General features: G+C 70.0%; 14 protein-coding genes. 4 read left to right on the top strand and 10 right to left on the bottom strand.

Annotated elements, in window-relative coordinates:
* Position 1: 1 nt before the first annotated feature.
* From BJ998_RS06855 to BJ998_RS06815, 10 genes are all read right to left on the bottom strand, one after another.
* Complete coding sequence (locus BJ998_RS06855; RefSeq protein WP_184859511.1) at positions 2-1,705, bottom strand: SDR family oxidoreductase; 1,704 nt, start codon at positions 1,703-1,705, stop codon at positions 2-4.
* Complete coding sequence (locus tag BJ998_RS06850) at positions 1,702-2,625, bottom strand: PDR/VanB family oxidoreductase (RefSeq protein WP_184859509.1); 924 nt, start codon at positions 2,623-2,625, stop codon at positions 1,702-1,704. Before BJ998_RS06850 ends, BJ998_RS06855 begins: the two co-directional genes overlap by 4 nt.
* Entirely contained in the window at positions 2,625-3,491 is an 867-nt protein-coding gene (locus tag BJ998_RS06845) for a metal-dependent hydrolase (protein ID WP_184859507.1), read from the bottom strand. Before BJ998_RS06845 ends, BJ998_RS06850 begins: the two co-directional genes overlap by 1 nt.
* A gap of 64 nt (positions 3,492-3,555) precedes the next feature.
* Entirely contained in the window at positions 3,556-3,915 is a 360-nt protein-coding gene (locus BJ998_RS47185) for a S8/S53 family peptidase (RefSeq protein ID WP_246488537.1), read from the bottom strand.
* Between the two features lie 39 nt (positions 3,916-3,954).
* Complete coding sequence (locus BJ998_RS47180) at positions 3,955-4,650, bottom strand: S8/S53 family peptidase (RefSeq protein ID WP_246488536.1); 696 nt, start codon at positions 4,648-4,650, stop codon at positions 3,955-3,957.
* Positions 4,650-6,395, bottom strand: a complete 1,746-nt coding sequence (locus BJ998_RS06835) for a hypothetical protein (RefSeq protein ID WP_184859505.1) — start codon at positions 6,393-6,395, stop codon at positions 4,650-4,652. The genes BJ998_RS47180 and BJ998_RS06835 overlap by 1 nt, the downstream gene beginning before the upstream one ends.
* A gap of 141 nt (positions 6,396-6,536) precedes the next feature.
* Complete coding sequence (locus BJ998_RS06830) at positions 6,537-7,529, bottom strand: TIGR03842 family LLM class F420-dependent oxidoreductase (protein WP_184859503.1); 993 nt, start codon at positions 7,527-7,529, stop codon at positions 6,537-6,539.
* Positions 7,530-7,541: 12 nt separating this feature from the next.
* Positions 7,542-8,930 (bottom strand): dihydropyrimidinase, encoded by a 1,389-nt coding sequence (gene hydA, locus BJ998_RS06825; protein ID WP_184859501.1) that lies wholly within the window; start codon positions 8,928-8,930, stop codon positions 7,542-7,544.
* On the bottom strand, positions 8,927-9,769 hold the full coding sequence (locus BJ998_RS06820) for a nitrilase-related carbon-nitrogen hydrolase (RefSeq protein WP_184859499.1): 843 nt from the start codon (positions 9,767-9,769) through the stop codon (positions 8,927-8,929). Before BJ998_RS06820 ends, hydA begins: the two co-directional genes overlap by 4 nt.
* 11 nt (positions 9,770-9,780) lie before the next feature.
* The gene (locus tag BJ998_RS06815; RefSeq protein ID WP_184859497.1) at positions 9,781-11,346 is read right to left on the bottom strand and encodes an NCS1 family nucleobase:cation symporter-1; all 1,566 of its coding nucleotides are present in this window, start codon (positions 11,344-11,346) and stop codon (positions 9,781-9,783) included.
* Between the two features lie 148 nt (positions 11,347-11,494).
* Between BJ998_RS06815 and BJ998_RS06810 the strand changes: the two genes are divergently transcribed.
* From BJ998_RS06810 to BJ998_RS06795, 4 genes are all read left to right on the top strand, one after another.
* Positions 11,495-12,286, top strand: coding sequence for an alpha/beta hydrolase (locus BJ998_RS06810; protein ID WP_184859496.1), 792 nt, complete (start codon positions 11,495-11,497; stop codon positions 12,284-12,286).
* A gap of 228 nt (positions 12,287-12,514) precedes the next feature.
* Positions 12,515-12,916 (top strand): helix-turn-helix domain-containing protein, encoded by a 402-nt coding sequence (locus tag BJ998_RS06805; protein WP_184859494.1) that lies wholly within the window; start codon positions 12,515-12,517, stop codon positions 12,914-12,916.
* Positions 12,909-13,496, top strand: a complete 588-nt coding sequence (locus BJ998_RS06800) for a hypothetical protein (protein WP_184859492.1) — start codon at positions 12,909-12,911, stop codon at positions 13,494-13,496. The genes BJ998_RS06805 and BJ998_RS06800 overlap by 8 nt, the downstream gene beginning before the upstream one ends.
* Positions 13,489-14,655, top strand: coding sequence for an MAB_1171c family putative transporter (locus BJ998_RS06795; protein ID WP_184859490.1), 1,167 nt, complete (start codon positions 13,489-13,491; stop codon positions 14,653-14,655). The genes BJ998_RS06800 and BJ998_RS06795 overlap by 8 nt, the downstream gene beginning before the upstream one ends.
* Positions 14,656-14,713: the final 58 nt, after the last annotated feature.

Here is a 14,713-nt window from a genome sequence, read left to right as displayed (position 1 = left end):
GTCAGAATCTAGCGGCAAGCCCCCGCAGCGCGGTCGGGGAAAGCCGGCTCAGCACCCGGGCGGCCTTCGCCTCGGCCGTGACCGGCACGATCGCCCGCCGCTGTCGCACGGCCCGCACGATCTCGGCGGCCACCCGCTCCGGCGGGAAGTTGCGCCGCCGGTACGCCCGCGTGCTGGCCTCCTGCTTCCGGGCCTGCTCGGCGGCGGTCACGCCGGAGAAGGTGGTGGTGCCGGCGATGTTGGTGTTCACGATGCCAGGGCAGATCGTCGACACGCCGATGCCGGCCGACGCCAGCTCGGCGCGCAGGCAGTCGGACAGCATGAACACGGCGGCCTTGGAGGTGGAGTACACGCCGAGCACCTTGGATGGCAGGTACGCGGCGGCCGAGGCGACGTTCACGATGTGCCCGCCCTCGCCGCCGGCGATCATCAGCTCGCCGAACGACTTGCAGCCGTGGATCACGCCCCACAGGTTGACGTCCAGCACCCGCTGCCACTCCTCGGTGGTGGCGTCCATCAGCGCGCCGGCGTGCCCGATGCCGGCGTTGTTCACCACCACGTCCGGAATCCCGTGCGCGGCGGCGACATCGGCGGCGAACTTGGCCACCGCGCCCTCGTCGGCCACGTTCACCTGGTACGCGTGCGCCTTCGCGCCGGCCAGCGCGGCGGTCTCGGCCGCGGTGTCGTGGTTGATGTCGCAGACCACGACTTCCGCGCCCTGCTTGGCGAACGCCAGCGCCGTCGCGCGGCCGATGCCGCTGCCGCCACCGGTGATCACGACGAGCTTGTCGGTGAACGGCGGCCGGTGCCGGCCGACCTCGGCCCGGCGCAGCGACCTCGTGGCCGGCGCGCCGTCGACGTGCCGGATGAACTCGCTCGCCATGCGGGCCACGACATCCGGGTGTGTGAGCGCGACCCAGTGACTGGCCGGAATCGTCCGGCGCCACAGCTTCGGGGCCCACTTCTGCAGGTTCTCGGTCAGCGGCGCGGTCACGTACCGGTCCCGCTCGGGGTGGATGACCTGTACCGGAACCGTGGTGCGGCGTTCCCGCGGCTTGCGCATCACCGGCCGGAAGTTGGCCCGGTACAACGACATCCCGTTGATGCCGTCCTTGGTGATCGTCGGCGCGGGATGTCCCGGCCGGCGCGGAACGCCGTCGGCGAGGCTCATCACCTGGCCCCAGTTGCGGCCCAGCCACAGCCGCCACGCCAGCGTCGGCAGCACGGGCAGGTGGAAGAAGCCGATGTACCAGGAGTGCAGCAGCTGCCGGGCGACCTTGAGGCCGGGCCGGCGCATCCAGTGCGCGACGTGGTCCAGGCACGGCCCGGAGATCGAGGTGTACGAGGCGATCCGGTCGGCGTTGGCGGGCTCGGTGACGGCCTCCCACGCCTGGATGGAACCCCAGTCGTGCGCGACGACGTGCACCGGTTGGTCCGGGCTGACCGCGTCGGCGACGGCCATCAGGTCGTTGGCCAGGTGTTCGAGCCGATAACTCTCCAAAGTGGACGGTTTGCCGGTCTTGCCGGCGCCGCGCGTGTCGTAGCTGACGACGTGGAAGTCCTCGACCAGGCGGGTCACCACGTCCTGCCACATCAGGTGCGTGTCGGGATAGCCGTGCACCAGCAGCACCGTCGGCTTCGACGGGTCGCCGTGCTCGTAGACGGCCAGGCGCACGCCGTCGGAGGTCACCGTCCTGTTCTTCATCGCTCCTCCAGCACCAAGCGCTCGCCGTCGGTGCGCTCGACGCACACCAGGATGTCATTGCCGTCGACCGTGCGCTGCCGGCAGGTGCCGCAGAAGCCCTGCTGGCACGAGTACGGCACACTGGGCCGGAAATCCCGCAGCACGGCCAGCGCAGACCGGTCGGCCGGCACCGGCAGCACCGGCCCGTCGACGCCCAGTTGCACCTCGAACGGCCTGCCGTCGACGACCGGCGGCGGCCCGAACCGCTCGTAGTGCAGACCGGTCGCCGGGCAGTCGCGGAAGCCCTTGCGTACGGATTCCAGCATCGGCGCGGGTCCGCAGACGTAGACCGCTCCACCTGCCGGCGCCTGGGCCAGCAACTCGTCCCGGCCCGGATTGATCACCACGTTTCCCTGCGGCAACTCGTCGAGGAACGGCAGCGACCGTCCCTTGTAGACGAGTCGCCAGTCCGAACCCAGCCGGTCGGCCATCCGGACCATCGGCAGGATCGGCGTGATGCCGATACCGCCCGCGACGAACAGCGCCTTTCCCCGGGCCACGAAGGGAAACGCGTTGCGGGGGCCGCGAACCGTGACACGGGCACCAGGTTGCAGGGCGTGCACCTCGGCCGAGCCGGGCCCGATCAGCCGGGCCGCGATCCGGTACGTGTAGTCGCCGGGGTCGCCGCACAGCGAGTACTGTCGGCGCAGCCCGGACGGCAGGTGCAGGTCGATGTGCGCGCCGGGATGCCACACCGGCAGATTCTCGCCGGCCAGCCGAAGGCTCACGACGTCGTCGGCAACCAGTTTCCGTTCGCTGACAACGAGGTTCAGCGGCCGCTCCAGCGGGCCGGCCTGCTTGCGGCTGCGTCCCCAGTACGGCAGCGACCGGGTGTAGACGTCCGTGAACCCGGCCAGGCCCCGGATGAACCGGTCCGGCATCAGTGCGCTGCCTGCGCGGCGGGGGATTTCGCCAGGTAGGCCACCGCCTGGGCGGTGGAGCCCTCCTGCGTGGGGTAGTAGCTCGGCTTGAAGTACCGGGACATCGACCTCGCGATCCGCCACGGGCCCGGGACCATGCCCTTGCGGACCGCGCGGCGGTAGTCCCGCCAGGTCGGCACGGTGCCGCGCGGCAGCTCGGGATCGTTGGCCATCAGGAACTTCACGCCCTTGATCCACATGATCCACAGTGTCGGGCCGGCGATGACCATGGCCCGCACGCGGCGCAGGTAGCGGCCGTCGAAGTGGCGCATCACGTCGAAAGCCACGCAGCGGTGCTCCACCTCCTCGGCGCCGTGCCAGCGCAGCAGGTCGAGCATCGTCGGATCGGCCTGGGCGCGGTCGAGGCCGGGGGAGTTGAGGACCCAGTCGCCGAGGAACGCCGTCACGTGCTCGATGGCCGCGACCAGGGCGAGCTGCTCGATCAGGTACTCCTGGCGGCCGCGGACGGTCAGCGCCGGCCGCTCGCCGAGGATGCGCCGGAAGATCCACGACACCTGGGCCACGAACGGGTCGGGGTCCAGGCCCTTGGCCGGCAGGTGGGCCAGCACCCCCTGGTGCGCCTCGGCGTGCACCGCCTCCTGCCCGATGAAGCCGCGCACGTCCTCGGCCAGCCGGTCGTCCGTGATCAGCGGCAGGGCCTGCTGGAACGCCCGGCAGAACCAGCGTTCGCCCTCGGGCAGCAGCAGGTGCAGCACGTTGAGCACGTGGGTGGCGAACGGCTCCCGCGGGATCCAGTGCATCGGCAGCTCGGACCAGTCGAAGTGGACGTCGCGGGGGTGCAGCAGCAGCCTGTCGGGTTCCGTCATCGCCGACCTCCCGAGTTACCTGTTACCCGAGGTAACGGTAAACCGGGAGTCGGGACGTGGCAAGTCAGAAGGCGGTCAGGCCGTCGGGAGTGCCGTTGCCGGTGGGGCCGTCGTAGCCGCGGACGGCCGTGCACTGGTAGTCGCCGCCGCAGCCGGTGGCCCGGGCGTTGCTGCCGCCGACGACGTCACGCAGGCCGCCGGCGTACAGGCGGGAGGCGTCCCCGAACCGCTCGGGATGGCCGGCCAAAGCGATCACCCCGGCCAGGTACGGCGAGGAGGCGCTGGTGCCGCCGACCACGATCCAGCCGGGATAGTCGTGGGTCTCGTAGACAGCGACACCCGTGTGGGGATCGGCGACGGCGGCCACGTCGGTGGTCATCCGGCCGGGGCAGTTCGTGTCGTGCTGCCAGGCCGGCTTGGCCACCCACGCCGAGCAGCCGCTGCCGGCGCCGGCCCACGCGGTCTAGGTCCAACCGTTGCCCGCCCGGCGCAGGCTGGTGCCGCCGACGGCGACCACCGTCGGGAACACGGCCGGCACGCTGGGAATGCCGTAGCCCTCGTCGCCGGACGACGCCAGCACGGCCACGCCGGGATGACCGTAGGCGGCCTGGAAGTCCTGCATCCCGTTCTGCTCGGGGGCGCCGTAGCTGTTGGACACCTCGGTCGCGCCGAGCCGAACCGCGGTGTTCACGGCGGTGGCCAGGTTGGCGAACGAGGCGTCGTCGGCCTCGACGAGCAGGACGCGGCACGAGGGGCAGGCCGCGGACACCATCTGGATGTCCAGCGCGATCTCGATCGCCCAACCCTGGTCGTCCGGCAGCGGGTCGGCGCTGCCGCGCTGGTTCACCTTGCGGAAGCAGCCGTTGGCGATCGTGCACGCCGGCAGGCCGTAGGCCGACCGGTACACAGCCAGGTCCGCCTCGGCGTTCGGGTCGTCGCCCGCGTCGACGACGGCGACGGTCTGATCCGCGCCGCCGGTGGCCGGCAGGTTGTAGGCCGAGCGCAGGTCGGCGGGGCCGTAGCCGTCGTGCCCGGCGGCGCGGACCTTGGCCAGACAGTGGGCGTGCCCGGCGGGCGCGGGCGGGCAGGCGTCGGCGATCGCGGTTGCGGGGGTAGGTGCCAAAGCGGCGATGAGAGTCGCCGCCAGAACGATTCTCATCACGCGCTCCAGGTGTAGGCATCGGCGATGGTCTGGGTGATCTCGTTGCCGTTGACATCAGCGGCCGTCACGCGTAGCGAGGGCTTGGTTCCCTTGGCGGAACCGGGATTCTGCCAGCGCGCGACGTACTTTCCGTTGCTGCCGACGACCTTCGCCGGCAGCCAGGCCTTGCCGTCGAACGACACGGACACCGCCGCCGAGGCGATCCGGGCGTGCGAACCGACACCGTTGTAGCTGAGGTGGCCGACGGTCAGTGACATGGCCTGCAGCACGGACCTGTTGGTCCCGGTCAGGTCGGTGTCCAGGTCGTAGTGCACGGCCAGCGCCGGCAGGATGCGGCAGGGGGCATCGCCCGCGCATCGGCCGCCAGGCGGCATCGGGGTGTCGGACCCGGTGACCTTGACGGTCATCTCCGTGTGGGTGGTCGTGGCGTGGACGACGGATGGGTCGCCGCCGCGATCGGTGTCCAGTACCGCGCGCAGAACTCCTTGTGTGGTCGGCAGAGCGGCCTCGGCACCGGTGTCCTCGTCGTCCACGACCTTCTTGCCGTTCCAGAACAGCTGGATGTGGTCGGAGGCCGAGGAGGCCAGGCCGGTGTGCGTGGCGACGCTGTCGTTGAGCTCGTTGAAACGCAGGCCCAGCGTGCTGCCCGAGGTGCACGCCGCGCAGTACGGGGACGGATCGCGCGAGTTGCCGAAGCCCGGCGCGAGCGGCCCGTGTCCCCAGGAGACCTGGTAGTCACGTCGGGCTTGGTACGTCACGACATCCCCGTCGAACTCGGCGGCGATGTCCGGCGTCGCCATGGTTTGCACCCACTGCCCGCCGTCGGCGGTGCCGAGGTACTCGGTGAACTGCCGGGGCATCGGCACACCGTCCAGGCTGCCGATCTCGTCCACCCCGAACCGGCTCAGCAGCGGATCGGTGGCGCCGTTGAGGAAGGAGCCCGTGCCGGGCTTGTCCACGTCGAACCGCTGGGTCACGGTGGCGAGCTGCCCGGCCTTGACGGCGAACACCTCATCGGCCGGAATTCCCTTGTCGGAAGGGAAAGCCACGTCGTATCGGTAATCGTCGCCGGTGCCGTCCCACTGGTACACGTAGTGCAGCTTGCCGACGGCCGCCGCGGGCGTCGGGCTGATGTAGAGCGGCGGGTTCGGGCCGCCGAGATTGGCCAGGCTGACGCCGACACCGCCGCCGGCCGCGTCGAGGCGGGCCAGTTGGAGCATCGAGCCGTCCTGCGTCGCCGGTTTCGGCGTGGTGACGCCGGTCCGCGCGGTGGCGGTCCGCTCGTCGATCGTCACGGCGTTGACGGCCGGCGCGGGCGCGACGGTGAAGTCGTTGACCACGGCCATGCGGTTCGCGACCTGGTTGTCGTCGGCGTCGTAGTCGGTGAAGGTGGCGAGGACGAAGTAGTGGCCGGCCGGCACGGCAATGCGGCCGATGCCACCCGCCACCGGCACCAGCGCCTGCTCCCTCGTCACATCGTCGGTGTTCACCAGGTACGCCAAGGAATCCGCCGGATGGCCGCCGATGTCCACGGCGTTGATCTGCAGGGTGGTCAACGGGAAGTGCGGAGTCGCCGCGGCCGGCTTCGGTGGGACCACGAGTCGCAGGGATGTCGACCCCGGCGTTGTGACGACGACCCTGTCACCGGTGATCAGCGTTTTCGGCGCGGCGGCCGCGTGCGCCGGCGGAGTGGGGCAGGCGGCCAGGACGACTGCGGCGATCACCGCTGTCGATGCTCTCATCGGTCCTCACAATCGGTTGCCGTGCAACGGAAATCGCCGATTGCGAAGTATCCTCACCGGTGTCGGCCGGGCATAGCCGACGCCCGGGTGAAACAACGCGGGCGGCTCCCCTGATCAGGGGAACCGCCCGCCGCGACGAAATCAGACCGCGGGAATGACCGAGGTCGAATACGCCGCCAGGGTCTTGTCGCGGTCGTCGTGCATCAGGTACAGCGCGAACTGGTCGACGCCGATCTCCTTCAGCTCCGCCAGCCGCTCGACGTGCGCCGACTCCGGCCCGACCAGGCAGAACCGGTCCACGATGTCGTCGGGCACGAAGTCGGTGGACGGGTTGCCGGCGCGGCCGTGGTGGGAGTAGTCGTAGCCCTCCCGGCCCCGGATGTAGTCGGTCAGCGCCTTCGGCACCGCGCCGCCCTCGCCGTACCGGCTGACCAGGTCGGCGACGTGATTGCCGACCATGCCGCCGAACCAGCGCAGCTGGTCCCGCTGGTGCGCCAGGTCGGAGCCGACATAGGCCGGCGCGGCGACGCAGATCGTGACCGCCGAGGGATCACGGCCGGCGGCGACCGCGGCCTCCCGTACGGAACCGATGGTCCAGCGGGCGATGTCCGGGTCGGCGGTCTGCAGGATGAAGCCGTCGGCCTGCTCACCCACCAGCTTCAGCGCCTTCGGCCCGTAGGCCGCCATCCACATCTCCAGCTTGCCGTCGCGAACCCACGGGATCCGCACGGGCACGCCGTGATGGGTCGCCTCCCGCCCCTCGGCCAGGTCCTTGATCACCGTCATCGCCTCGCCCAGCGTCGCCAGCGACGCCGGCTTCTGCCCGATCACCCGGCGCGCGGAGTCGCCGCGACCGATGCCGCACACCGTCCGGTTGCCGAACATGTCGTTCAGGGTGGCGAACAGCGACGCCGTCACCGACCAGTCGCGGGTGCTCGGGTTGGTCACCATCGGCCCGACCACCAGCGACTCCGTCGCCGCCAGGATCTGCGAGTAGATGACAAAAGGCTCCTGCCACAGCACGACCGAGTCGAACGTCCAGCCGTAGCGGAAGCCGCCGGCCTCCGCGGCCCTCATCGCCTCGATCACGTCCCGGGCCGGCGGATCGGTCTGGAGCACAACGCCGAAGTCCATCGCTCGGCCCTCTCAGTTCAGGTACTGGTTCAGTTCGCGGGACAGGAACCGGCCGTGCCCCTTGGCGCCGTGCCAGCCGTCGCCGTCGACAACAACCCGGCCCCGCGACAGCACGGTGTCGACCCGCCCGGTGATCTCCAGGCCCTCGTACGCCGAGTAGTCCACGGCCATGTGGTGCGTGCTGGCCGACAGCGTCTGCCTGGCCGACGGGTCGTACACCACGATGTCGGCGTCCGAACCCGGTGCGATGACGCCCTTCCGGGGATACAGCCCGAACATCCGGGCCGGCGTCGTCGACGTGACCTCGACCCAGCGCTGCAGCGTCAGCTCGCCGCCGACCACGCCCTGGTAGATCAGGTCCATCCGGTGCTCGACGCCCGGCATCCCGTTGGGAATCTTGGAGAAGTCGCCGCGCCCCAGCTCCTTCTGCTCCACGAAGCAGAACGGGCAGTGGTCGGTCGACACCACGGACAGGTCGTTGGTGCGCAGTCCCTGCCACAGCGCGCCCTGGTGCGACTTCTCCCGCAGCGGCGGGGAAGCGACGAACTTCGCGCCCTCGAAGTCCGGCTTGGCCAGGTCCTCGATGGACAGGAACAGGTACTGCGGGCACGTCTCGGCGAACACGTTCTGGCCGGTGTTCCGGGCCTCGGCCACGGCTTCCAGCGCCTGCGCCGCCGACAGGTGCACGATGTACAGCGGCGCGCCGGTGACCTTGGCCAGCTGGATCGCCCGGTGCGTGGCCTCGCCCTCCAGCTCCGGCGGCCGGGTCAGGCCGTGCTGCACCGGATCCGTTCGCCCGGCCGCGAGCGCCTGCGCCACCAGCTGGTCGATCGCGATGCCGTTCTCGGCGTGCATCATGATCGTGCCGCCGTTGGCCCGCGCCCGCTGCATCGCCAGCAGGATCTCGCCGTCGGTGGAGTAGAACACGCCGGGATAGGCCATGAACATCTTGAACGTGTTCACGCCGGCGTCGACGCACGCGTCCATCTCCTTGAGCGTGCCGTCGTTGACGTCCGACACGATCATGTGAAACCCGTAGTCGATCGCGCAGTTGCCGTCGGCCTTCTCGTGCCACTTGTCCAGTGTGGACAAGAGCGAGGATCCCTTGGCCTGCACGGCGAAGTCGACGATGGTGGTGGTGCCGCCCCAGGCCGCCGCGGTCGTGCCGGTCTCGAACGTGTCGGCCGAGAAGGTGCCGCCGAACGGCATCTCCATGTGCGTGTGCCCGTCGATGCCGCCGGGCAGCACGTACTTGCCGGTCGCGTCGATCACCGTGTCGGCGTTGCCCGGCCACGAGTCCGGCGCCACGACGGCGGTGATCCGCTCTCCGTCGACGACCACGTCCGCGGTCACCGAGCCGGTCGAGCTGAGCACGGTGCCGCCCTTGATCAGAATGCTCACGGCTTCACCAGCGATTCGTAGCTGTCCGGGCGGCGGTCGCGGTAGAACGCCCACAGGTCGCGGACCTCGGCCAGCAGGCCCATGTCCAGGTCGCGGACGACAACCTCCTCCTCGGTGTCCGACGCCGCCTCGCCGACCAGCTGCCCGCGCGGGTCGGCGAAGTAGGTCTGGCCGTAGAAGTCGTTGTCGCCCAACGGTTCCACCCCGACCCGGTTGATCGTTCCGACGAAGTACTCGTTGGCCACCGCGGCCGCCGGCTGCTCCAGCCGCCACAGGTACTCGGACAGGCCGCGGCTGGTCGCCGACGGGTTGAACACGATCTTCGCGCCGGCCAGGCCCAGCGCCCGCCAGCCCTCCGGGAAGTGCCGCTCGTAGCAGATGTAGACGCCGATCCGGCCGACCGCCGTGTCGAACACCGGGTAGCCCAGGTTGCCGGGCCGGAAGTAGAACTTCTCCCAGAAGCCCTTCACCTGCGGGATGTGGTTCTTGCGGTGCTTGCCCAGGTACCTGCCGTCGGCGTCGATCACCGCCGCGGTGTTGTAGTAGACGCCGGGCTGCTCCTCCTCGTACATCGGCGCGACCAGCACCACCCCGTGCTGCTTGGCCACCTCGCACAGCAGCTGCGTGGTCGGGCCGTCCGGGATCTGCTCGGTGTAGGAGTAGTAGTCCGCGTCCTGCACCTGGCAGAAGTACGGGCCGTAGAACAGCTCCTGGAGGCAGACGACCTGAGCGCCCTGCGAGGCGGCGGTCGCGATGGCGGCCACCGCGTTCGCGATCATCGATTCCTTGTCCCCGGTCCAGCGTTGCTGGACGAGGCCGGCGCGGACGATCTGTGCCACTGGGTCTCCTTCTAGTTGGACGGCGTCGCCGGGGTTGTCGTGGGCGCCGCGACTGCTGGGGTCGCCGACGTTCTCGGCGTCAGCACCAGGTACAGCAGGAAGGCGGCGACCAGGCCGGCCACCCAGCTGTAGTCGTAGAGCGGCTTGAGGAACGGGATGAGGCCGTCGGCGGGGAACGGGCCGGTGCCCGGCGCGGAGTACGCGCCGCCGACGGCGATCACGGAGCCGATCACCGTGGCGACCAGCGCCCGCCAGTTCCAGCCGCCGGTGAACCAGTACTTCCCGTTCTCCAGGTACAGGTCCGGCAGCGAAAGCCGGGTGCGGTCGATCAGCCAGTAGCCGGCGATCAGCACGCCCGCCACCGGCGCCAGCACCCCGCCGTAGAAGCCGAGCCAGGTGAAGATGTAGATGTGCGGGTCGGAGATCAGCCGCCACGGCTGGATCACCACGCCGAGGATGCCGGTGATCAGGCCGCCGGTGGCGAACGTGATGCGCTTGGGCACCGCGTTGGAGAAGTCGTACGACGGCGACACGACGTTGGCCGCCAGGTTCGCCGAGATCGTCGCCAGCACCAGCGCGACCAGCGCGACGATCACCACCACCGGGCTGTCGAAGCGGCTGGCCAGCTGGGCCGGGTCCCAGATCGCCTCGCCGTACAGGGAGACCGCGCCGGAGGTGGTCAGGATGGCGACGATCGCGATGAACGACATGGTCGTCGGCAGGCCCAGGATCTGGCCCCAGAACTGCTTGCGCTGGCTGCCGCCGAACCGGGTGAAGTCCGGCATGTTCAGCGACAGCGTCGACCAGAACGCGATCATCGCCATCAGCGACGGCGCGAACACCGCCCAGAAGCCCGAGCCCCAGCCCAGCTTCGACGGCTCCGACAGGATCGGGCCGAATCCGCCCGCCTTGACCAGCACGTAGGTCAGCATGATCAGGAAGCCGACGGAGACCAGCGGCGCGGTCCAGTTCTCGAACCGGCGGATCGCGTCCATGCCGCGCCAGATGATCAGCATCTGCACGACCCAGAACAGCGCGAACGACAGCCACAGCGTCCACGGCTGGCCGCCCAGCTGCGCCGCGTTCGTCCAGCCGCCGCCGACCAGCTTGCCGACGATCACGTACAGCGCCTCGCCGCCGACCCAGGTCTGGATGCCGAACCAGCCGCAGGCGATGAACGCCCGCAGCAGCGCCGGCAGGTTGGCGCCGCGCACGCCGTAGAAGCTGCGCGCGAACACCGGGAACGGGATGCCGTACTTGGTGCCGGCGTGGCTGTTGAGCAGCATCGGCACCAGCACGATCAGGTTGCCCAGGGTGATCGTCACGAACGCCTGCACCCAGTCCATGCCCAGCGCGATCAGCGAGGCGGCCAGGGTGTAGCTGGGGATGTTGTGGGCCATGCCCATCCACAGCGCGAAGAAGTTGTACGTGGACCAGGTGCGCCGTTCGAGCGGGACCGGGGCCAGCTCGGGGTTGGAGAACCTGCTGTCGGCGATCGCCGAGTCGTCGGCGAGGTCGACCCGATGGTCTGACGGGCGGCCGTCGGTGGGGGTGACTGGGACCGGGGAGTGTGCCATGGCTGCTCCTGACGTCACCTGAGCGAGAAGTCAGTATCGTGTGTGCCGGCTGCGGGAAAGGGCAGTGTCACACTGTCCATGGTTGGCCGCCACCGCGAACAATGTGTTCAGTTGGGAACCCGTCGGCCCGATCGGGCGTCTCTTGGCCGTGATTTCCAGGCGTGCGCTGCTCATCGGCGGCGGGGCGGGAGCGGTCGCGGTCGCCGGGGCGGTGGTCGAGCGGACGCGGCTGCGGCGGCTGCTGGGGTGGACCGGGCCGGACGGGGTGGTGCCCGAGGTGAAGCCGGTTCCCGTCTCCGTGACCCGGCGGCGGTCGGCCGCGCGGGGCTGTTCCGTCGACGTCGTGACGATGAACGCGGTCACCGGGTTTCCGGTCTGCGTCGTGCTGCACGGCCGAGGGAACAACGCCCGGGGGATGGTCACGCTCGGGTTGCCGGCCTTCCTGGCCGCTGCCCGGGCGAAGTTGACGGTGGTGGCGGTTGACGGCGGCGATTCCTACTGGGTGCCGCGTTCGCCGGCCGACGATCCGCAGAAGATGTTGTCGGACGAGTTGCCGGGCTGGCTGCGCGAGGCCGGGCTGGGGGAGCCGCGAGCGGTGCTCGGCATCTCGATGGGCTGTTTCGGCGGTCTCGTGTACGCCCGGCAGGCCGGGCTCCCCGCGGCGGTGTTGAGTCCCGCGCTGTTCCGATCATGGGATGACGCCCGGACCGTCGATGCGTTCGCCGATGAGGCGCACTGGTCGTCGTACGAGCCGCTGCGGCATCCGTTGCCGAGCCGTTTCGGCGTGTGGTGCGGCGAGGAGGACCCGTTCTACGACGCGGCCCGGGAGCTGGCGCCGCACGCCGAGACGGCGGTGTTCGACCATGGCGAGCACACGGACGGCTACTGGCGGCGGGTGCTGCCGGACGCGTTCGGCTATCTGGGCCGGGTGTTGGGGTGAGCACAGCAGGACGCGCCCCCTGGTCGCGTCCTGCCGCTCGACAATCGCCCCAGTGACGACGTCCGCCGTGGTGAACACCCCTCGCATTGGCGGTTGTTCATTCCGGTGGACGCCGAGGCCAGCCTTGCAGTCGGGTTGCCCGCTGTCAACACGCTGCGTTTCTTGACATGCGCGTTCCGTGTTCAATACCGTGAACGGTGTTTCTGGGGGAGCACCTGGGGGAAGGGCATGGCCGAGTCCGTCGCCGACAAGATCAACGCGCTGATCGACGAGCGCTGGCGCGACCTGCCCAAGCCGCCGGGCAACGCCGCGATCGCACGGGAGATCCGGCGCGAGACGGGGCTGTCCATCTCCACCGGCTACCTGTGGATGCTGCGCACCGGGCAGCGCGGCAACCCGACCGGCGACCGGCTGCAGGCGCTGGCCAAGTTCTTCGGCCGCCCGCCCGCCTACTTCTTCGACCACGAGGTCACCAGCGCCGACATGGAACTGGCCGCCTGCCTGCGGCAGCAGGGCGTGCGGATGATCGCGCTGCGCGCCGACGGGCTGTCCGAGCAGAGCCAGCGAGCCATCCTCGAGCTGGTGGAGCGCGCCCGGCGGATCGAGAAGCTCGACGACGCCGATGACTGACCCCGCCGTGCGGGCGCCGTACCACCGGTGCCCGCCGGTGCACAGGCTCGAATCCCCCGGCGACGAGGCGGACACCGTGAGAAACCAGCGCCGGCTGCGCGCGATCGCCGACCAGTACGCGACCTCGGAGCGGTTCTCCGTCGACGCCCTGTGCCGCGTGATCTCCGCCCAGCGCGGGCGGCCGCTGCACGTGCACCCGCTGAACGTGCCGCCGTCGTCCGGGCTGAACGCGTGCGGCATGTGGATCGCCACCGACGTCGCCGACCACGTTTTCGTCGAGCACCGAACCAGCCGGTTCCACCAGGAGCACATCATCCTGCACGAGATCGGCCACATGCTGTGCGAGCACGTGACCGAGGACCTGCCGCCCGCGCTCACCGACGCGCTGCGGGCCGGCGACGTCGATTCCGGGCTGGTGCGGCAGGTGCTGGCGCGGACCAGCTACACCACCGGGCAGGAGAAGGACGCGGAGCTGGTGGCCAGCCTGATCCTGGAGCGGGTCGCCCGCCGGCACGCCCGTGCGCTCGGTGACGCCGACAGTCGACTCGGCACGATTCTGGGGATCAACGACGGTGACTGACCTGATTCAGACGGTCCTGCTCTATCTGTGCTGGATCGTCGTTGTCGTACGGGTTTCCGCCCTGCGCTCCCGCAACCAGCGGCCGCTGTGGTTCGCCCTGCTGATGCTGGCGCTCGGCATCACCATGCTGCAGAAGGACACCAACGCCTTTCTGCAGACCGTCACCGGCGACCCGAACGTGGAGTACCTCGTCTCCAGCGTGATGGCCGTCGGTGTCGCCGCCACGCTGCTCACCTTCGCCGCCCGCGCCGCCGAGGTGTCCATCTCCCCATGGCTGCGCTGGATTTCGTGCGGCGCGACGATTGCCGTGATGATCACGTCATTCGTGATCTTCACTCTCGGCGGCGGCAAGGCCCGCCCGCACTTCTTCCCGGTCCCCGGCACCTTGTCCGTGCTGGACCTGTACTGGGCCGTCTACCTTACGTACCAAGGCGTTGCCACCCTGGCGACGTTGGTGTTGCTGGTTCGGGCTTTCGGCCGCGTCCGCTCGTGGCTGGTGCGGACCCCCGTGCTGCTGCTGATCATCGGTTCCGTCGGCTTCTTCGTGTTCATCTGCAGCCGCTTCTTCGCCGTCTTCGGTGGTTACGCTTCTGCTGTCGCCTTCGGCACCTACGTGTCGTCCCCGCACACCATCGGCGTCTCCCTGGGCTGCTCCATCGCCGCCTTCGTGCCGTTCTTCCTGGGCCTGTCCGCCTGGCGCAACGGCAATGCCTTGTACCCCTTGTGGAAGGCGCTCGTCACGGCCGTTCCCCACATCGCCCTCTACCCGCCGCGCCCCCGGCTCGTCGACGCCCTGTTACCCCAGAACAGCCAGCTCCGCCTGCACCGCCGCCTCGTCGAGATCCGCGACGGCATGCTCGTCATGAACGACTGGGTCCAGCCCGCCGACCTCGCCCAGATCGAGGTTTTCGTCTCCGACGTCCCGCCCGAGCTGATGGCCCCCATGACCACCGCGTGCTGGCTCAAGGTCGCCATCACCGTGCACGCCGCCGGCGTCCCCATGGCCACCGACCCCCTCGACCTCGTGCGCCAGGGTGGCACCGACGGCCAGTCCGAGCTCCACTGGCTCCGCTCCGTCGCCGCCGTCTGGACCGACCCCCGCACCGACCGCTTCGCCGCCACCGTCAGCGAATCCCGCCTGGCGGCGCACCGGAGATAGGGTCGGGTGGGGAGACCTCGACGACACTCGGGCCTCGGCGAGCAGCCCGCGCCACTAT

Origin of the sequence: Kutzneria kofuensis, assembly GCF_014203355.1 — a bacterium.
Lineage (GTDB): Bacteria > Actinomycetota > Actinomycetes > Mycobacteriales > Pseudonocardiaceae > Kutzneria > Kutzneria kofuensis.
This window is presented reverse-complemented; position numbering and strand designations above follow the sequence as displayed.